Origin of the sequence: Aquitalea sp. LB_tupeE, assembly GCF_013391415.1 — a bacterium.
GTDB lineage: Bacteria > Pseudomonadota > Gammaproteobacteria > Burkholderiales > Chromobacteriaceae > Aquitalea.
In genome coordinates this window covers 1-17,679 of sequence record NZ_JACAXB010000014.1, presented here as the reverse complement: position 1 = coordinate 17,679, position 17,679 = coordinate 1, and the positions used below count along the sequence as shown (strand labels likewise).

17 protein-coding genes are annotated in these 17,679 nt (G+C 58.8%); 6 read left to right on the top strand and 11 right to left on the bottom strand.

The window, feature by feature from the left end; all coding sequences use genetic code 11:
• Nucleotides 1-16 precede the first annotated feature (16 nt).
• The 3 genes from HWX34_RS07050 (at nt 17) to HWX34_RS07040 (ending at nt 3,219) form a co-directional block, all read left to right on the top strand.
• Nucleotides 17-1,414 (top strand): FAD-binding oxidoreductase, encoded by a 1,398-nt coding sequence (locus HWX34_RS07050; protein WP_178971584.1) that lies wholly within the window; start codon nt 17-19, stop codon nt 1,412-1,414.
• A gap of 133 nt (nt 1,415-1,547) precedes the next feature.
• Nucleotides 1,548-1,892, top strand: coding sequence for a cupin domain-containing protein (locus tag HWX34_RS07045; RefSeq protein ID WP_178971583.1), 345 nt, complete (start codon nt 1,548-1,550; stop codon nt 1,890-1,892).
• Nucleotides 1,893-2,013: 121 nt separating this feature from the next.
• Complete coding sequence (locus HWX34_RS07040) at nt 2,014-3,219, top strand: diguanylate cyclase (protein WP_218645096.1); 1,206 nt, start codon at nt 2,014-2,016, stop codon at nt 3,217-3,219.
• Here the strand turns inward: HWX34_RS07040 and HWX34_RS07035 are convergent.
• From HWX34_RS07035 to HWX34_RS07020, 4 genes are all read right to left on the bottom strand, one after another.
• A complete protein-coding gene (locus HWX34_RS07035) occupies nt 3,216-4,433 on the bottom strand; it encodes a Zn-dependent hydrolase (protein ID WP_178971582.1) in 1,218 nt (405 codons plus the stop codon). The two genes, HWX34_RS07040 and HWX34_RS07035, sit on opposite strands and share 4 nt — an antisense overlap.
• Before the next feature lie 121 nt (nt 4,434-4,554).
• Complete coding sequence (locus HWX34_RS07030) at nt 4,555-5,313, bottom strand: class II aldolase/adducin family protein (RefSeq protein WP_178971581.1); 759 nt, start codon at nt 5,311-5,313, stop codon at nt 4,555-4,557.
• A 15-nt stretch (nt 5,314-5,328) separates the two neighbouring features.
• The gene (locus HWX34_RS07025) at nt 5,329-6,627 is read right to left on the bottom strand and encodes an MFS transporter (RefSeq protein ID WP_178971580.1); all 1,299 of its coding nucleotides are present in this window, start codon (nt 6,625-6,627) and stop codon (nt 5,329-5,331) included.
• Between the two features lie 477 nt (nt 6,628-7,104).
• Nucleotides 7,105-7,431 carry a zinc ribbon domain-containing protein gene (locus HWX34_RS07020; protein WP_178971579.1) on the bottom strand — a complete coding sequence of 109 codons (327 nt, stop codon included), beginning with the start codon at nt 7,429-7,431 and terminating at the stop codon, nt 7,105-7,107.
• A gap of 376 nt (nt 7,432-7,807) precedes the next feature.
• Between HWX34_RS07020 and HWX34_RS07015 the strand changes: the two genes are divergently transcribed.
• Entirely contained in the window at nt 7,808-7,975 is a 168-nt protein-coding gene (locus HWX34_RS07015) for a hypothetical protein (protein ID WP_178971578.1), read from the top strand.
• Between the two features lie 32 nt (nt 7,976-8,007).
• On the opposite strand, the gene HWX34_RS07010 is transcribed toward HWX34_RS07015, so the two are convergent.
• The gene (locus tag HWX34_RS07010) at nt 8,008-9,624 is read right to left on the bottom strand and encodes a methyl-accepting chemotaxis protein (protein WP_178971577.1); all 1,617 of its coding nucleotides are present in this window, start codon (nt 9,622-9,624) and stop codon (nt 8,008-8,010) included.
• 223 nt (nt 9,625-9,847) lie between these two features.
• Here HWX34_RS07010 and HWX34_RS07005 point away from each other — a divergent pair, with 223 nt between their 5' ends.
• Complete coding sequence (locus HWX34_RS07005) at nt 9,848-10,216, top strand: hypothetical protein (RefSeq protein WP_178971576.1); 369 nt, start codon at nt 9,848-9,850, stop codon at nt 10,214-10,216.
• Here HWX34_RS07005 and HWX34_RS07000 read toward each other — a convergent pair.
• From HWX34_RS07000 to HWX34_RS06995, 3 genes are all read right to left on the bottom strand, one after another.
• Complete coding sequence (locus HWX34_RS07000) at nt 10,209-11,210, bottom strand: cytochrome-c peroxidase (protein ID WP_304506134.1); 1,002 nt, start codon at nt 11,208-11,210, stop codon at nt 10,209-10,211. The two genes, HWX34_RS07005 and HWX34_RS07000, sit on opposite strands and share 8 nt — an antisense overlap.
• 536 nt (nt 11,211-11,746) lie before the next feature.
• Entirely contained in the window at nt 11,747-11,872 is a 126-nt protein-coding gene (locus tag HWX34_RS21245) for a hypothetical protein (RefSeq protein WP_255496608.1), read from the bottom strand.
• Between the two features lie 353 nt (nt 11,873-12,225).
• The gene (locus HWX34_RS06995) at nt 12,226-13,140 is read right to left on the bottom strand and encodes a glutaminase (RefSeq protein WP_178971574.1); all 915 of its coding nucleotides are present in this window, start codon (nt 13,138-13,140) and stop codon (nt 12,226-12,228) included.
• A gap of 437 nt (nt 13,141-13,577) precedes the next feature.
• Here HWX34_RS06995 and HWX34_RS06990 point away from each other — a divergent pair, with 437 nt between their 5' ends.
• Nucleotides 13,578-15,224: a methyl-accepting chemotaxis protein gene (locus HWX34_RS06990; protein WP_178971573.1), complete on the top strand. Its 1,647-nt coding sequence runs from the start codon at nt 13,578-13,580 to the stop codon at nt 15,222-15,224.
• Nucleotides 15,225-15,265: 41 nt separating this feature from the next.
• Here the strand turns inward: HWX34_RS06990 and HWX34_RS06985 are convergent, their stop codons facing one another.
• The 3 genes from HWX34_RS06985 to HWX34_RS06975 all read right to left on the bottom strand — a co-directional run bounded on the left by HWX34_RS06985 (nt 15,266) and on the right by HWX34_RS06975 (nt 17,450).
• Complete coding sequence (locus tag HWX34_RS06985) at nt 15,266-15,664, bottom strand: hypothetical protein (RefSeq protein WP_178971572.1); 399 nt, start codon at nt 15,662-15,664, stop codon at nt 15,266-15,268.
• Between the two features lie 593 nt (nt 15,665-16,257).
• A complete protein-coding gene (locus tag HWX34_RS06980; protein ID WP_178971571.1) occupies nt 16,258-16,998 on the bottom strand; it encodes a hypothetical protein in 741 nt (246 codons plus the stop codon).
• A 101-nt stretch (nt 16,999-17,099) separates the two neighbouring features.
• Nucleotides 17,100-17,450, bottom strand: a complete 351-nt coding sequence (locus tag HWX34_RS06975) for a hypothetical protein (RefSeq protein WP_178971570.1) — start codon at nt 17,448-17,450, stop codon at nt 17,100-17,102.
• Nucleotides 17,451-17,679: the final 229 nt, after the last annotated feature.

The following is a 17,679-nucleotide window of genomic DNA, read 5'->3' as shown; positions in this document are numbered from 1 at the left end:
AACGGGAGAACCGACGATGGCCGCCAGCCCCTTTATCAGCCTGTGGATGGAACAACTGGGTGACAGCCTGTCACCGCGCCCGGCCCTCACTGGTGACATCGAGGCCGATGTGGCCATTGTCGGGGCCGGTTATACCGGGCTGTGGACTGCCTATTACCTGAAGCAGCAACTGCCGGCGCTGCGCGTGGTGGTGTTGGAGGCGGAAATTGCCGGTTTTGGGGCTTCCGGCCGTAATGGCGGCTGGGTGATTGGCGAAGTGCTGGGCGAGGACCGCTTGCTGGCCGGGCTGAACCCGGACGCGCGGGCGCTCAGCCGCAAGCTGCTGCATGATATTCCGGACGAAGTGGGCCGGGTGATCGCCCGCGAAGGCATTGACTGCCACTACCGCAAGGGCGGCGTGCTGTATTGCGCCGCGCGCTACCCGGAGCAGGAAGCCCGCCTGCGCCAGCAACTGGCAGACTGGCGCGACCATGGCCATGGCGAGGACGATTACCGCTGGCTGGATGTTGCCGCGCTGAACAGCCGTCTGCGCTTGGCCACGCCGTATGGCGCAGTGTATTCGCCGCATGTGGCCACCATTCAGCCCGCCCGCCTGGTGCGCGGCCTGGCGGAGTGCGTGGAGCGGCTGGGCGTGCAGATTTACGAGCAATCCCGCGTCACCCACTGGCAGCCGGGCAGCCTGCACACCGCACAAGGCCGGGTACAGGCGCGCTGGCTGGTGCCAGCGGTGGAAGGCTATGCCGCCACGCTGCCACCCTTCGGCCAATACCAGCTGCCGGTGCAAAGCCTGATCATCGCCACCGAACCCTTGTCCGACGCGCTGTGGGAGGAGATTGGCCTGCGCCACGGTGAGGCCTTCAGCGAAAACAGCCGCCAGGTCAGCTATGGCCAGCGCAGCCGCGACAACCGGCTGGTGTTTGGCGCGCGTGGCGGTTATCGCTTTGGCGGCAAGCTGCGCCAGGACTTTACGCTGACCGCAGACGAAATCGCGCTACGCCGTCAGTTGATGGTGGAACTGTTCCCTATGCTGGCCACGGCGCGTATCAGCCACGGCTGGGGTGGCAATCTGGGGGTGGCGCGGCGTTTCCAGCCGTATATGGTGTGCGATGCCAGCCAGGGCCTGGCCTGGGCCGGTGGCTATGGTGGCGAGGGCGTGGGGGCCAGCAATCTGGCCGGTCGCACCCTGGCCGACCTGATGCTGGGGCGCGACACCCTGCTTACCCGCCAGCCCTGGGTGCGCCAGCCCGGCAGCCTTAGCCGCTGGGAGCCGGAGCCACTGCGCTGGCTGGGCTACAACGCCATCATCCGAAGCTTTGTGCGTGAAGACCGCACGCTGAACAATCCGTCCAGCGCGCCGTGGCGACGCCGCCTGGCCATGCACGTGGCCAGCTGTATGGAAGGGCTGATGCAGTAAGCGCCGCAGACAACAGCTCTGCTGCTGCGTTGCGTCTTGCACCAGGCACGCCAGGCTGTTTTGTTAGCCTCGCGCAGCCTGTTTTATCGATGTACTCACCCATCAATTTACTCATCCATCACCGGAGCACACCATGTCGATCACCCATTTGCCGGACAGTCATCACGCCGTCCTGTCCGCTCCCACCCCGGTGGCCGTACCACTGGGCGCGCCAGTGTCCACCGTCGCCGTGCATGCGGTGGAGCGGCCTGACGGTGTGGAAACCGGGGTATGGGAGTGCAGCCCCGGGCGCTGGCGGCGACAGATCATGCAGGCCGAGTTCTGCCATTTTGTGCAGGGTCGCTGTCGCTTCATTCCCGATACCGGCAGCCCGATTGACATTGCCGCTGGCGATGCACTGTATTTCCCTGCCAACAGCAGCGGGGTGTGGGAAGTCAGTGAAACCGTGCGCAAAACTTATGTACTGCTACCAGACTGAACGGGGAGTGCTGCGCACCTTTCAGCTGTCATGACGAATGCCTAGACGGGACAGGATGCTTGCCCTAAACTGCATTTTGTCGTCTTGAGTCGGCTGCCTCCTGGCAGCAAGAGTTGCAGCCATGAGTGTCGTCGCCAACTTGCTTGCCGCCATGCGCATCCGCTGGCGGGTACGTATTCCTGCCGCCCAGTGGCCGGAGTTCGAGCATTACATCTTGCGTCAGCATCGCCCTTTTTTACTGCTGACCAACATCATTGCCGCCTTTGCCTTTTTTTCCTATGTGATGGCCGATGCCCTGCTGATTCCGGACATGGCCTCCACCTCGCTGCTGGTGCGCAGTGTGCTGCTGCTGATTGCGCTGTTCAATATCTGGCTGGTGTTCGGCCACAGCCGCAAAATCCTGTTGATGGACCAGCTGATGCCGGTACACGACCTGATTGCCACCCTGGCCTGGTTCGAACTGCTCAAGCGCAGCCACTCAGCAGATGTGCCCACCTTTCTGTATGCGTCGCTCATCTTCATCGTGTTTGCCAATCTGGGCGTGCGGGTGTCGTTCAAGGGCGCGGTGGTCAGCTCGCTGGCCATTTCCCTGGCCATCATCGGCAATGTGGCGCTGATGAACCCGCACAACAGTAAACCACTGCTGGTGTTCTCGCTGGTGTACTTGCCGGTGCTGCTGTTTTGCCTGTTCATGAGCTGGAACACCACCACCAGCGTGCGGCTGGCGTTTTATGCCGCGCAGGAACAGCGGCGGCGCAAGCAGGAACTGTCGCTGCTCAACCAGCGCCTGCAAACCCTGGCCTCCACCGACGCGCTCACCCGGGTGGGGAATCGCCGCGCCTTTGATGTGCAGCTGGAGGAGTTCTGGCAGCAAATGCGCCAGCATGGCCGCCCCTTTGCCTTGTTGCTGGTGGATATTGATTTTTTCAAGCCGTATAACGACCACTACGGCCATCAGGCGGGCGACCATATCCTGGCTGATGTGGCCAGCGCCATGGTCAGTTGCCTGCGCAGCGGTCAGGCCCGCGCTTTCCGTTACGGGGGCGAGGAGTTCGCCATCCTGCTGCAAACCGCCAGCCAGGATGAGCTGCAGCATATTGCCCAGCGTTTGCAGCAGCAGGTGGCGGCACTGGAAGTCATACACCAATACCGCCCGGATGGTTTGCAGCACCTCACCATCAGCCTGGGCGCTGCATTGTCCAGCATTGCCGGGCTGCATCAGGCCAGCGATTTGCTGTACTGCTGCGACCGCATGCTGTATCGCGCCAAGCAGCAGGGGCGCAACCAGGCACAGCTGGCCTGCTCGGAAACTGCCGTCGCGGCCTAGCCTCCAGCCCGCCCCAGCACCGCGCCCAGCAGAACATCCGCTCCCATGCATATATTCTCTGGCAGTGCATCTTCCGCCTCGTTGTGACTGAGGCCGCCCACACAGGGAATGAAGATCATGCTGCTTGGACAGTGGCGCGCCAGATGGATGGCATCGTGACCGGCACCGCTGACCATCTCCCGATGCGGATAGCCCAGGGCAGTTACTGCCTGACCTACCGCTGCGATGCAGTCCGGGTCGAACGGCGTGGCGGCGCTGAACCAGTGTGGCTGGATATCCACCGTCAGGCCGCGTTGGGCGGCCACTTGCTGTAGCAGCGCACAGGTACGCTGTTCCATGGCTGCGATCTGTGCGTCCTGATGGTGGCGCAGGTCCACGGTAAAGCGCACCTGACCGGGAATGGTATTGCGAGATGAGCCCGGGATGAGCAACTGGCCCACGGTAACCAGGCCATGTGGTGCAAACGCCTCGGCCAACTGTTCCAGCTGGCGGATCATGGCGCTGGCAGCAAACAGCGCATCGCGGCGCAGGTGCATAGGCGTGGTGCCGGCATGGGCCGGTTGGCCGGTGACTCGCACATTCAGCCAGCAAATGGCCTGGCCACCTGTCACTACGCCAATCGGTACACTGGCCTGTTCCAGAATGGGCCCTTGCTCGATATGCAGTTCGAAATAAGCATCAAAAGGCCGGCCCAGAGGCAGACTGCCGGCGTGGCCTGCCAGTGCCGTGGCCACGCTGATGCCCTGTGCGTCTTCCATTGCCAGTGCCTTGTCCAGTGGCAATACCCCGCAAAATGCAGCCGAACCCAGCATGGCCGGGGTGAAGCGAGCACCTTCTTCGTTGGTCCATACCGCAATTTCCAGTGGCTTGTCGGTGGTGATACCGGCATCGTTCAGGCTGCGTACCACTTCCAGCCCGGCCAGCACGCCATAAACGCCGTCGAAACGCCCGCCGGCGGGCTGGGTGTCCAGATGGCTGCCCATCACCACCGGCCTGGCTTGCGGGTCGCGCCCGGCGCGCCGGGCAAACAGGTTGCCGATGGCATCGGTATCCAGGCTCATGCCCGCCTGGTGGCACCAGTCGGCAAACAGGGCGCGACCGGCAAAATCTTCTGCCGACAAGGCCAGTCGGCAATTTCCCCCGGCAGCGGTGGCACCGACTTTGGCCATTTCCATCAAGCTATTCCACAAACGTGGGCCATTCACGGTCAGCATGGTTGTTCTCCTTGGTATGGGTGGGGCTGACAAGGGTCAGCCCAGTACCGGGCCTCCGGGGCAAAGGCCTGGCGCAATCTGGCCATCCGCCCGGCATCATCGGTCAGCAGGACAACCGTGTTCATCGGCAATAATCCGCCTGCTGATCGGCAATTAGCGACAGCGCCGCCTGCCAGCCCAGGGCGATGATTTCTTCTTCGTCGTCACGGGCAAACTGGGCCGAGGTGTGCTGGCGCACCGCCTCGCCGGGATAGTGCAGTTGCGCCCCGCCAGCCATGGCCTGCACCTGGGCCTGACAGGCGCGCTCCAGGAAATAGATTTCATGGAAGGCTGCGGCGACCGAACGCCCACCGGCCAGCAGGCCGTGATTGCGCAGAATCATTGCCTTGTTGCGCGGGCCCAGGTCGTCCACTACCCGTTCACGCTCTTCCAGCGACAGCGCAATGCCCTCGTACGCGTGGTAACTCAGGCGGCCGTAAAACTTCAGCGCATGCTGGGTAATCGGTAGCAGGCCGTGTTCCTGTGCCGATACCGCCATACCGGCTGCGGTGTGGGTGTGTATCACGCAGTGCAGGTCGGGCCTGGCCATGTGCACGGCGGAATGAATGACAAAACCCGCCTTGTTGACACGCTGGCTGGCCGCATCGCCGCCCACCACATTGCCGTGCTGGTCTATGCGCACCAGGTGGGAAGCCCGCATGTGCTGGAACAGCACGCCGTAGCGATTGATGAGGAAATGATGATCAGGGCCGGGAAGGCGCAGTGAAATATGGGTGTCTATCATGTCCGTCATGCGGAAATGGGCGATCAGCCGGTACAGCGCGGCCAGCTCGCAGCGGGCCTGCCATTCTTCAGGGGAAAATCGGCTTGCTGGGTTCATCAGTTTCTCCAGGCATTAACGCGCAAGGGCTGGTTGGGAAAAAGTGTTCTGCTGCCGCAGGCGGGACAGCCCGGTCACCCCGACAAAAGACAGCAGGGACAGCAGCGAGAAAAACAAGGCCAGCGGCCACCACTGGCCGGCAAAGCGGCTGGCCAGCCAGGTGCCGATCAGCGGTGTAGTGCCGCCTGCAACAGCGCAGATCAACTGGTAGGCCAGCGAAATGCCGGAATAGCGCAGCCGTACCGGAAAGGCCTCTGCCATATAGCCGGCAATCACCGCATACAGGCCGGACAGGGTGACTACCGCCATGGCAATGCCCAGGGTCATCAGCAGAAGGTCGCCGGTTTCCACCAGCAGGAACATGGGATAAGGCAGCAGCACGCATAACAGCGCGACGATCTTGAGGAAACGGCCTTCGCCCATTCTCTCCGCCAGCAGTGCCGAACAGGGTTGCGACAGGAATTGCAGGATGGTCACCAGAAACAGCGTGTCCAGAATGGTGGAACGGGCAATACCCTGATACTGGGTCACATAGGTGATCATGAAGGTGTTGGTAAAGAAGAAACCGGCCGAACCAATGGTGACGGCGGCAGCGGCAAACAGGATTTCGCGCCAGCAATCGCGTATCACTTCCAGCACCGGATATTTCGCCGTGCTTTGTTCGGCCTGCACGGTTTTGAATTCCGGCGACTCATCCACGCCGATGCGGATAAGCAGCCCCACGCACATCAACAGGCCGCTGGCCAGGAAAGGCAAGCGCCAGCCCCAGCTGAGAAAGTCGGCCGGGTCGAGCAAAGTGACCAGCCGGAAGGCGATCAGCGACAGAATCAGGCCTGCCGGGCTGCCCAGCTGGGCAAACGAGGCATAGAAGGTCTTGCGTTTGGCCGGCGCGTGTTCGCTGGCCATCAGCACGGCACCGCCCCATTCGCCCCCTACCGAAATACCCTGGATGAAGCGCAGGGCCACCAGGCCGACGGGGGCCCAGATACCCGCACTGGCATGGCTGGGCAGCAGGCCGATGCCAGCGGTGGCCACGCCCATCAGCGTCATGGTGAACAGCAGCATTTTCTTGCGCCCCAGGCGGTCGCCCAGATGGCCGAACACCACTCCGGCCATAGGGCGGGCGACAAAGCCGACGGCAAAGGTGGCAAAGGCGGCCAGCGTGCTCAGCGTGGGGTCGCTGCTGGGGAAGAACACCTGTCCCAGCACCAGTGCGGCTGCGGTGGCATAGATGTAGAAATCGTAAAACTCGATGGTAGTACCGATGAAGGCGGCTGCCGCAGCGCGGCGCGACTGGCTGGGGGCGGGTGTCATGGCGCAACTCCTCATTTGTGGATACGTGTGACGAATAGGGCTGCATGCACGTGGTCTGCGCTCTGGTGGCGCTTTAATGGTTCATTTCGTCCGCATTCCCATCATTGAAATCATCCGGATTGACACTTGAAGGAAGCAAAACGAATGGAGAGGAGGCGGGCTGAACATGGCAATCACGACAGTGACAAGCCAAACCAGCATGACAACAGGAAGAGGTTTTCTGGGCGATAGGCGAGATTGGAATCTGGGCCGGACTTATCTGGTAATTACTCAGGAAAACTGCAGGTACCGCTCAGAATCTGATGTTGTGTACGCGTGAGCAAAAGCCGGGCAGAGCGGCAAGTGTGTTGCTGCAGGCAATGAAAGATAGTGGGTTGAGCCGGGACAAGGGCAGAGGGCAAGAAAGGCGTCACATCCTGCAACACCAGTGACCAGGCTGGCAGTGGCGCATCTGCCAGCCCGTGCACTCGGGCGGATTCAGCTGGTAGGCGTACCGCACTGGTTGCAGAACCGGCTTTGCGGCGTCAGTGCCGCTGCACATTGCCGGCATTGGGTGGGAGACAGTGCATTACCGCATTGCAGGCAGAAGCGGGCAGCGCTGGCCGCCGGGGTCTGGCAACGCGGGCAACGGCCAGTGTGTGCTGATGTCATGGTGCTGGCGGTGTGAGAGCCGACGCTGGTGTCATGCCCACCCCGGCTGCCATGCCCACCATGTGCACCGGAATTGCCGTGACCACCGTGTCGTCCATGTCCGCCATGTCCACCGGCATTCACCTGCCCCAGTATTTTTTTCCAGAATTCCATCAACAGACTCCTTGTTTGCATAGGGATAGCTCACCTTGCCCGCCCCGATCCGGAGCAAGGCAAAGTGCAGAATCCCTATTGCAAACCATAAAGTAACTTTATGGACAACAAAATAATCACAGCCATGCTGATCAAGTCATGCGGTTTGGTCTGTGCTGCTGTGGCAAGGACATGCCGCCGGGCGGCAAAGATTGCCAGAGGGCGGAAAAAATGGGCGTAAAGAAATGTAAAGAACTGATTATAAAGGACAATTTTTCGCAAATAAGGCTGGCATCAAAATTGCAAAGACAGCGGCCATACCCGTAGTTGCCAGCCACGCTGCCATGCTGGGGCAACAGACAGCAGCACCATTGACCATCCATCAGGAGCACACACCATGGCCATGCCGATTTCCCCGATCAGCAATTACAACAGCTATGCCCCCAAAACCAATAGCACCAATCGCCAGACTCCGCCGTCCACGCCGGCGACCACCAGCCCGGAAACCGACCCGCCAGTCAATCAGGGCGGCAGCCTGGGCTCGATGATCAACACCAAGGCCTGACACCCTGGGGTGCCAGGCCGGCGTCAGGCCCCCTACACCTGATAGCGCGCCAGGATATCCGCCTGCATGCGGGCCAGCTGGTCCAGCTGTGCCGCACTTTGCGCGGTGTTCTGTGCGGCGGCGCTGGCTTCTTCCGATGCCTGGGCCGTGCGCTCCACCATGGCAGCAATATTATTGCTGGCCTCGCCCTGCTGCTGAATGGCGGCGGCAACCGCATCGCTACCCTGCACGGCAGCCCCGGCCAGCTCGCCAATCCGGCGCATGGCATCCGCAGCCTGGTCGGCACGGGTGACGCCCACTTTCACCAACTCTTCTGCTTTTTGCATTTGCGTGGTGGCATGGTTGGCATTGCCCAGCATGGCTTCAATGGTGGCGGAAATTTCCTGGGTGGATTTGGTGGTACGTTCTGCCAGCTTGCGCACTTCGTCGGCCACCACGGCAAAGCCCCGCCCCTGTTCGCCAGCCCGTGCAGCCTCGATGGCGGCATTCAGTGCCAGCAGATTGGTCTGGTCGGCAATGTCGCGAATCACATTGATGACCGTGGCGACCTCTCCGCTATGGGTTTCCATTTCGTGAATGCTGTTGGCAGACACTGTCACCACCTGCGAAATCTGGTGAATGTCACGGATGGTCTGCTCGATGATGCCGCTGCTTTCCAGCACCAGCGACTGGGCCGACTTGGCACCATCGCTTTGCTCCACCGACTGCGCGGCAACGTGGTTGATGCTGACCGTCATCTGCTCGATGGTGGCGGCAATATTGGCCGATGCCTCACTTTGCGCACCGGCAGCCATGGACACCTCACCTGCAGTTTGTGACAGCTCCTGCGCCGCATGCTTTACCTGACGCGAACCATCACCCAGCTGCCGCATGGCCCCTTGCAGGCTTTCCAGCAGATGGTTAAAAGCACTGGCGGTACGGCCGATTTCATCCTGACTGTCGGCCTTGGCACGCAGGCGGAAATCCTGCTGGCGGTTGACCTGTTCGATGGTGTTTTCAATATTGCTCAGCCCGTTGCGGATATTGCGGTACAGCAAGGTAGCCAGCACGCTGGTGAGCACCGCTGCCAGCACCATCAGGGTGATGGCCACGGTCAGCACCTGATTGAAGGTGCGGTCGTTGTCCGCCGCCAGTTGGTCGGCCTGTTGGTAATTGAACTTGGAATGGGCTTGCACCGCTTCCATCAGCTGCACGGCGGTACGGGAGAAATCGCTGTTGATGAGGGCGGAAGCCTGCTCGATCTGGTTGCTGCGCGACAAGGCCAGGATGCGGCTGCGTCCTTCGCGGTACTGCGTCATCATGGCTTTTTCCGCGTCCAGCAACTGGCGGTCTTCGGCGCTGGCGCTTTCACTGACGTGGTAATCGTTCATCTGCTTGTCAAAGCGCTGGTCGGCATCTTCCAGATTCTTTTCCGCCGTGGCTTTCTGTTCGGCGCTATTGGCCAGCACATGCCGCAAGGTATTGGCCCTGATGTCCGCCACGGCACGCAAGGTGCTTTGCATCACGCGCAAATTGGGCAGCGTTTCGCTCTGCACATAGGAAAAGCGCTGCTGGGCCGCATGCAGCTCCCTGATGGCATAGCCGCCCACCAGCAACATGCAGGCCAGGGCGATGGCCAAGGTCAGTAACAATTTTTTGGTAATCGTCATGGTGAACCCCGAAATGAATGATGTTTCACTGCCGCTTCAGATAATGCCCAACCCGGTACGCAATACTAAAAGGTTTTAGCACTGCTATATGTGGCCAAATAATCTTACTTTATGCCGTACGCGTTGCAGGAAAACTAATGCAAGCAGCATGGTTGGCTACTGTGGTATGCATGACAAAACGGTATGTCAGGCCGCCTAGACTATAACAGAACACTTATTTTGCATGGCTGGTTTACTACTGCAATTGTTTAATATCAGCTTTTTTAACTATTTACATGGCACTAGCCGACCTGTTTTTCACCTCGTCCGCTTGCCTCCATGCTCTTGGAGCATGGCAAGTGTGCAAGCTGACCGGCGCAATAAACCCGGCAACGATAAGGGAATGAAAGGGGGGCTGGATGAAGCCGCTAAGGAATGCGCTGGCATCGCCCGTGCAATAGCGGGCAATGAGCGTCTTTGTCAGGTTCCTGCCATGTCACAAGCGCACGAGGAGGCAAACGGCAGCGCGCGTCTTGTCATTGGCAAGGCACAGCCAAAGACCCGCAACAAGCGGGCCTTTTTCATCGCGGCGAACGCAGCAGGCTTTAGTTGAAGGGTGTGGGGCGTGGCGTGTTATTGCTGGAGGCAGGCAAGGTAGGCAGCACAATCTGCGGCTGCTTGCCGGTCAGGGTATGCAGGAAGGCCACGATATCGCTGACTTCCTGCGTGCTGAACTGCCGTCCCAGTTGCAACTGGCCCATGGTGGACACCGCAGCTTCCAGCGTGGGCGCGCCGGCATCGTGGAAGTAAGGCGCGCGCAAGGCCACGTTACGCAGCGAGGGCACCTTGAACAGCATGCGGTCGGCATCCTTGCCGGTTACGCCGGCCCGGCCTTGCGCCGGGTTGCTGGTTTGGTATGGCGATACCAGGCCCATTTTCTGGAAGGAATTACCACCCACCGCCGGGCCATTATGGCAAGCCACGCAACCGGCAGTCTTGAAGGTTTGATAGCCGCGCAGCTCCTGCGTATTCAGCGCCTTCTTGTTGCCCTTCAGCCACTGGTCAAAGCGTGAATCCGGCGTCACCAGGGTTTCTTCAAACGCGGCAATCGCCTGCGTCACCTCCTGCATGGTGATTTGCTTGCGGCCAAACACCTGATTGAACTCATTCACATAAGCGGGAATGGAACGCAGCACATCCAGCGCCAGTACATGGTTGGACGCCATTTCCTTGGGGTTGGCAATCGGGCCGCTGGCTTGCTCCTGCAAGGACTTGGCGCGGCCATCCCAGAACTGCGCCACATTCATGCTGGAATTCAGCACCGAAGGCGAACGGATAGGCCCCTGCTGCCAATGGTCGCCAATCGAGGAACTGAGATTGTCACTGCCGCCGGTGGACAGGTTGTGGCAGGAATTACAAGAAATAAAACCGGACTTGGACAGACGCGGTTCAAAAAACAGTTTCTTGCCCAATTCCACCATGGCCGGGTTTTTAACCACAGCTTTGGGAATGGGTTGAATCGGCTCGCTTTGAATTGCTGCAGCGGCATGCACTGATGTGGCCATGAATAGCGGCAGCAGCATGCTGAAATAACGGAGAGATTTCATCGTTTGCTCCATCTGCGTTAAAAATACTTGTTTTCAATCAGTCCTGAATGGCGTTAAACCTGAATGCAAGCCAGTGCCCATTGCGCAAAGCCTTTTTTAGCAAGGGACTGCCTTAAATAAAAAAAGCATGCACAAAATAAAAGGCAATATCTCCCCCTGGCTGCGTGGCCATTAAATTTCAATAAACAAGAGGCTGGATTAAAACCTTTATTGAAGTAAGGTTTTTAATGGCAGATACAATGCGGTAGATTGAAACCGGCAGATTTGTCGCAGATCAAATGCCGGAATTGAAAACCATGCTGAACGAATTGATATTTTAAATGCCCTTGATAGCCAAAAAATATCAGTACGTAAATGGGAGATTAAGGTGCACGAAAAAATGCAATGCACACACCGCAGCCTGCTTGCTGTTTGGCGGCGTACCGGGCAGGTATGGCGCTGGCTGAGGGCCAGCAGGGCGGATGCATGACAGGGCGTTTGGAGGTGCCCGGCGTGACTCCGCGTGACAGGGCGCGCGTGGCTGGGCTGGTCAGCCCTTATTTGGCAAAAAAGATAAAACCCAGAGCCAGGCCAATCAGCAGGCACAAACCGCTGATGCAGCAGATGCGTTCGATGATGGCGTCAAGGCAATGCACGAGGTACTGGCCAGCTTTTTTGCGCATGGTTTCCCCAACCATTGAACGTGGCAGTAATTTGGACATGGCACCTTGCCTGGAAAAATACATGGTTTGACAGCTCTTAACAAAAATTGCCAGCAGACAATAAATGTTAAATCTGGCTGCTACAAGCTATTGAAAGGAAGATGGGCTGTTAAATTATGAAAATAATCGTTTGGCATTGTTGGTGGAGTCTGAATCGTCCACTTGAGATAGCCGCCGGATGAAAGCCATTTGACCAGATCACCCTCCGGCAGGCAATAATGGCAGATTAACGCAGGCAAAGCAGCGTAGTGACCGCATACAGTAAACAATGCAATGCGCGCAGGTGAGTCCGCGTAAGACGGCAAGTGGTTGTGCTAAAACAGCGAGCGCCCGGTATAAGTGGTAAACAACTCCAGCGCCTGCACCCCGGCCAGCGAGTTGCCGTTGGCATCCAGCCCCGGCGACCACACGCACAGCGCCAGCTCGCCCGGCAGCACTGCCACAATGCCACCGCCCACCCCGCTTTTGGCGGGCAGGCCCACGCGGAAGACAAAATCCCCGGCGGCATCGTAGGTGCCGCAGGTCAGCATCAGCGCGGACAGCCGCTTGTTGGCGCTGACATCCAGAATGCGCTCGCCGGTCAGCGGGGCCACCCCGCCATTGGCGAGAAACAAGGCCGCCTGCGCCAGTTCCACACAGCTCATGGTGATGGCGCACTGGCGGCAATAGGCTTCCACCACCTGTTCCGGGTTCATCTGCATATTGCCGAAGCTGGCCATGAAATGGGCTATCGCCCGGTTGCGGTTGGCATGTGCCATTTCCGACTGCGCCACCCGCGAGTCGTAGTTGAGGTCTGCCTGGCCGATCAGCCGCCGGATAAACTCCAGCACCGCCGTGTCCGCCCGCACAAAACGCTGTGCCAGCACGTCGGTCACGACCAGCGCCCCGGCGTTGATAAACGGGTTACGCGGCTTGCCCTGTTCGGTTTCCAGCTGCACCAGCGAATTGAACGCCGTGCCGGATGGCTCGCGCCCCACCCGTTGCCACAGGGCATCACCCAGCAGGCGAAACGCCATCACGCAGGCAAACAGCTTGGAAATGCTTTGAATGGAAAAACGCTCTTTGGCGTCGCCCACGGTAAAGCAGCGGCCGTCTACCGTCACCACCGCCATACCGAACTTGTCCACCGGCACCCGCGCCAGCTCCGGAATATAGCCCGCCACGGTACCGCTCCCGCGCCAGGGGGCAATGTCGCGGTAAATGTCATCCAGCACGGTTTGGTAATTCATCCGGCAGCATCCTGTGTGGCGTCAAAGCGGGGCGATTAATGTACTGGAAACAAACTGGCCAACTCCAGTGCATTATGTGCTGCGCTGCGATAGCCGACCAATTTGCACCGGACGGGCAGATGCACGCCAGGTATCTGGGCGATATTTGATAAAACACCTTGTTTTGCCACAATGGCGTGATAATCTTCAAAGAATGCATTTCAGGTATTAATGCGGGCAATAATGCATTTGACATGTTTTTACATAGGTTATTGCCGCTTATGCCGTTTAAGGCGGCAGTTATTGATGCCCGTCATGCATTCAATTTTCAGAAAATGCCAAACTACATCTTCTGTCATAAATAACCAAAAAAATAATCCGGGACATGCAGAAGCATTCATCAGTGGCTGATGGACTGCCACCTGCTCCTGGTCTTCATTCCGTAGCGTGGAGGCATCATGTCAATTTCCCAGCGTATATCGCTTTTGCTGGCTGTATTGTTCGCGGCCATTGTTTCCCTCAGTTTTGTGGGCATTTATGGTTTGAATGGTGCGCAAGACCGTTTTGAGTATTATCAGGACAACACCGCTCCCAGCGTGAAGGCGCTGAGTGAGGCCAATATTCTGACCCAGAAAATCCGCGTGCTGGCACGCGACTACCTGATCTTCACCACCCAGGAAGGCCGGGCACAGGCAGAAAGCAAGCTCAACGATTCCGCAACGCGGATGACGGCACTGCTGGATAACTACGAAAAGAACTACATTTCCGACGATACCGACCTGGCCATGACCAAGCAGGACCGGGAAATGTTTGCGTCCTACATCAACAGCACCCACAAGCTGCTGAGTGCCGCCGCCGCCAGCAATACCGCAGCAGTACAAGCCAGCTTTGGCGACGGAGGAGACTTCCGCCGGAACGCCATGGCGCTGGAAAGCCAGCTGCAAAAGCACGTGGACTACAACTGGAAGCTGGGTGATGTACTGCGCGAAAAGAACCAGCAAGCCTACCAGCGCCTGCTGATCACCCTGATTTCCATCAGCGCGCTGGCCATTGTGTTCAGCCTGGTATTTGGCACCATCACCATCCGCAATCTGCGCAACCGTCTCACCCGGCTGGGCAACTTTATCGACCACGTCACCGGCAAGCTGGACTTCACCCCGCGTATCAAAGTCACCCGCGATGACGAGCTGGGCAAGGTGGCCGACGCCATGAACAAGCTGCTGACCCGCCTGCAAGACAGCCTTAACGAAATCAACCGTGGCGCGCTGTCCATTGCCAGCGTGTCCGACTCCCTGTCGCAAAACGCCAGCCAGGTCGCCAGTGCTGCCGGCTTGCAAAGCAGCGCCTCGGCCAATGTGGCCTCCACCGTAGAACAAATGACGGTCAGTGTGAATCATGTGGCAGACCGTGCAGCTGAAGCCAATACCATGACCATGGAGTCCGGCAAGCTGGCCAGCAACGGCGTGACCGTCATCAATGATGCTGCCACCGGCATCCGTAATATTGCGGCGAACATCAGCAATGCCGAAACCCTGATTCACGATCTGGAAACCAGAACCCAAGACATCGAAAGCGTGATTCAGGTGATCAAGGACGTGGCAGACCAAACCAATCTGCTGGCGCTGAACGCAGCGATTGAAGCCGCCCGCGCCGGCGAACAAGGCCGTGGCTTTGCCGTGGTGGCCGACGAAGTACGCAAACTGGCAGAACGCACGGCCAGCTCCACCCAGGAAATTACCTCCACCATCGTCAACATGCGGCAAAGTGCCGAATCCGCCGTGCGCGGCATGCAAGACGTGGTTGGCCTGGTGGAACACAGCGTCAACAACACCACCACTGCCAACGACGCCATCAACCGCATCCAGAGCAGCAGCCAGCAAGCCAGCCATGTGGTGAGCGAAATCACCAGCGCCATCCAGGAACAAAGCGTCGCCACCAACAATATTGCCCAACAGGTGGAAAGCATTGCGCAAATGGCCGAACGCAGCAGCGTCTCCGCCACCGATACCGCCAAGCTGGCGCAAGACCTGGACCAGCTCTCCCGCTCGCTCAAGGGCATTGTTGACACCTACACCTTAAACTCGGCCCACACCACGCTGATGTAAGGCAAAGGCAGCCAGGGCCCCCCACCTTGGCTGCCTGCGCGCTAGCGCATGTACAAATCGGTACTGGCGCGGCGCAGCTGCTGATGGGTGAGCGACAAAATGCGGTAGATATCTGCGTGCGACAGGCTGTCGCCGCGCTCATCCCCCAGCTTTTCCAGCAAATGCGTCAATGGCTTCAGGCTGCCGTTCAGGTCGGCCTCCACCTTGTCCAGCCGCGCCTGCAACTGCAGGCACACCCGCCACACCCGCTGCATGCAGGCATCGGCCAATAAATCCGGCTCTGGCCCCAAGGCCTGCTGCAAACACTCCAGCGCCGCATGCAAACGGCCCAGCGGCAGGCACACCTGGTGCATGAACGAAACAAACTGCGGGTCGGACTGGGACGGGAAATCAGCAGGCAGGGACGACGGGAACGGCGGTGGTTGTGGTGTACTGCTCATGACAAAACCCTCCGAGATAAGGTTTTGGCCTACGCTCCCGACGCCAATCGGGGGGTGGCAGGCACATGGCAGGATTGGCGTTACCGGAATCTCGGAACCGGCGTCTCCGAGGAGACTCCCGCCAAGGCCTGCCGTCGATGGGCAAAGCAATGGCGTGAGAACTGGAGCGCATTGTGCTTACGCCGCAGTTCCCGAGATTCCAACGGGACGCCAATCCCGGTGCCGCTATTGAACGGCACTTGGCGATTATCGTTTGGCTTGGGGGTGAGAAGCAAGGCAGATAGCCACCCAAACGCCAATACCCGATCAGATGACACGGCGTGGATGAGCACAGCGATGGATGAGCAGATGAATGCCCCGCGCAGTCCGGCAAGGCAGACAAAGAATGTGACGTAAAAGCGGCTGACAAAGCCAAGCCAGCCACCCAAGATGGCAAAGGCGTTACCAACAACAGGAAACCGGTGCCCAAGCGGCTCCCACCAAGGACTGCAACAGCATGAAAAAAGCCCACCACCTTCAGGCGTGATGGGCTTTCAAATTGGCCGTGTTGCTAACAGCGAGCATCCAATTGCACTAAGCCAGGTTGGCGTGTCTTATTTCTTGCCCTTGCTTCCCGTGCCAGATTTCGCTGCCTTTGCTGCTGCTTTGGCAGCAGCCTTGTCCTTGGCTAGTTCAGCATGGGCTGCTGCCACTGCCTTGGCTTGTGCCTGGATGGCGGCCTTCAGGGCTTCTGCAGCGGACAAATCTGCTTGAGCGGTAGCGATGTCACCGGCCTTTACTGCCGCAGCCATTCCGGCCAAGGCCTCCTGCCGTGCTTTCACGCTTCCCTCCAGTGCGGCAAAGGCTTTGTCCAGCGCCACGCGATCAGCGGCCAGTTGTGCGTTGCTGATGCCGGGTTCGTTTTCTTCTGCATGGATAGTGGCATCACCCGTCATATCACGCACATCTCGCGTCAATTCCGCTTTGTCCAGCGCACGGTCCAGACGATCTGCCGTGAGCTCACGGTGTACTTGCGCAACCTTGGTTTCTTCCTGACGGATGGCACTGGTCAGTGCCGCAACCTTGGCCAGGTCGCTTTGCGCCGCTGCGATATCGCCGGCTTGCACCGCCTTGGCGAGTGCTTCCTCTGCGATACGGCGATCAACGCGCAAGGCCGACGCTGTTGAGAGATCTGCCCGCAACACCGCACGGTCAGCCTGAATGTCAGACCTGTCATGTGCGATATCAGCAGCGTCGCGGGCAATATCACGCGCGTCCTGATTGATATCGCCAGCAAAGGCCGACGCGCTGGCAAACCCCAGCACCAGTGCCGGGACGATGATTTGCTTCAACATGGTCACTCTCCCTGAATCGCTGCCTGGCATGACAGCCACCTGCTATTGCATGTATGGCTGCGCGACGAAGCCAGCAGCTTTATGGCTTATCCGTTGTGGAATCAGTTGGCGTTCTTGATTTGCTTGCTGACCTGGTTTTCTTCCTGATTCAGCACCTTTTGTTCGCTCTTGGTGATGTGTCCATGATCCAGCCTGGCCATGTCACGTTCCTGCTGGCGAATGTTCTGGTCTTCCTTATGCAGTTTCTTCGCTTCAGCACGACTCATATGGCCATCATCTAGCTTGTGGTCGATGCGCTGGTTTTGTTTGTTGAGCCGCTTGTTCACTTCGGTGCGACGTGGGTGGTCTTTTTGCCACTGGGTTTCTTCCGCGCTGGCCATGGAACTGGCCAGTACACCGCATAGAGCAAACAAGCTGAGACAGACGGTAGTGCAGCGAGCAAATTTCTTCATTTTGGTTCTCTCCTGGATGGACCCAGCATTCTGCGGATCTGCACGTAGGATAGAACAGGTAAAAAAACAATAAACACAAAAAATATAAGTAAACATGTGTAAGTGTCTACATGTTCACAGAGTTTAATAAATGGCTTGCCGGATCAAGCCAGTGCTCTCTGACATACGGCACCTGGCCGATACACTCCCCGTCCACTGGCTGCTGCCGCCCTGCGCAGAAGCACCGTCA

Coding starts and splice junctions, on each gene's coding strand:
- HWX34_RS06980 (WP_178971571.1), bottom strand. CDS start 16,998: ATGTTGAAGCAAATCATCGTCCCGGCACTGGTGCTGGGGTTTGCCAGC.
- HWX34_RS06985 (WP_178971572.1), bottom strand. CDS start 15,664: ATGAGCAGTACACCACAACCACCGCCGTTCCCGTCGTCCCTGCCTGCT.
- HWX34_RS06995 (WP_178971574.1), bottom strand. CDS start 13,140: ATGAATTACCAAACCGTGCTGGATGACATTTACCGCGACATTGCCCCC.
- HWX34_RS07025 (WP_178971580.1), bottom strand. CDS start 6,627: ATGACACCCGCCCCCAGCCAGTCGCGCCGCGCTGCGGCAGCCGCCTTC.
- HWX34_RS21245 (WP_255496608.1), bottom strand. CDS start 11,872: ATGCGCAAAAAAGCTGGCCAGTACCTCGTGCATTGCCTTGACGCCATC.
- HWX34_RS07045 (WP_178971583.1), top strand. CDS start 1,548: ATGTCGATCACCCATTTGCCGGACAGTCATCACGCCGTCCTGTCCGCT.
- HWX34_RS07020 (WP_178971579.1), bottom strand. CDS start 7,431: ATGGAATTCTGGAAAAAAATACTGGGGCAGGTGAATGCCGGTGGACAT.
- HWX34_RS06975 (WP_178971570.1), bottom strand. CDS start 17,450: ATGAAGAAATTTGCTCGCTGCACTACCGTCTGTCTCAGCTTGTTTGCT.
- HWX34_RS07050 (WP_178971584.1), top strand. CDS start 17: ATGGCCGCCAGCCCCTTTATCAGCCTGTGGATGGAACAACTGGGTGAC.
- HWX34_RS07035 (WP_178971582.1), bottom strand. CDS start 4,433: ATGCTGACCGTGAATGGCCCACGTTTGTGGAATAGCTTGATGGAAATG.
- HWX34_RS06990 (WP_178971573.1), top strand. CDS start 13,578: ATGTCAATTTCCCAGCGTATATCGCTTTTGCTGGCTGTATTGTTCGCG.
- HWX34_RS07040 (WP_218645096.1), top strand. CDS start 2,014: ATGAGTGTCGTCGCCAACTTGCTTGCCGCCATGCGCATCCGCTGGCGG.
- HWX34_RS07010 (WP_178971577.1), bottom strand. CDS start 9,624: ATGACGATTACCAAAAAATTGTTACTGACCTTGGCCATCGCCCTGGCC.
- HWX34_RS07000 (WP_304506134.1), bottom strand. CDS start 11,210: ATGAAATCTCTCCGTTATTTCAGCATGCTGCTGCCGCTATTCATGGCC.
- HWX34_RS07030 (WP_178971581.1), bottom strand. CDS start 5,313: ATGAACCCAGCAAGCCGATTTTCCCCTGAAGAATGGCAGGCCCGCTGC.
- HWX34_RS07015 (WP_178971578.1), top strand. CDS start 7,808: ATGGCCATGCCGATTTCCCCGATCAGCAATTACAACAGCTATGCCCCC.
- HWX34_RS07005 (WP_178971576.1), top strand. CDS start 9,848: ATGGCTGGTTTACTACTGCAATTGTTTAATATCAGCTTTTTTAACTAT.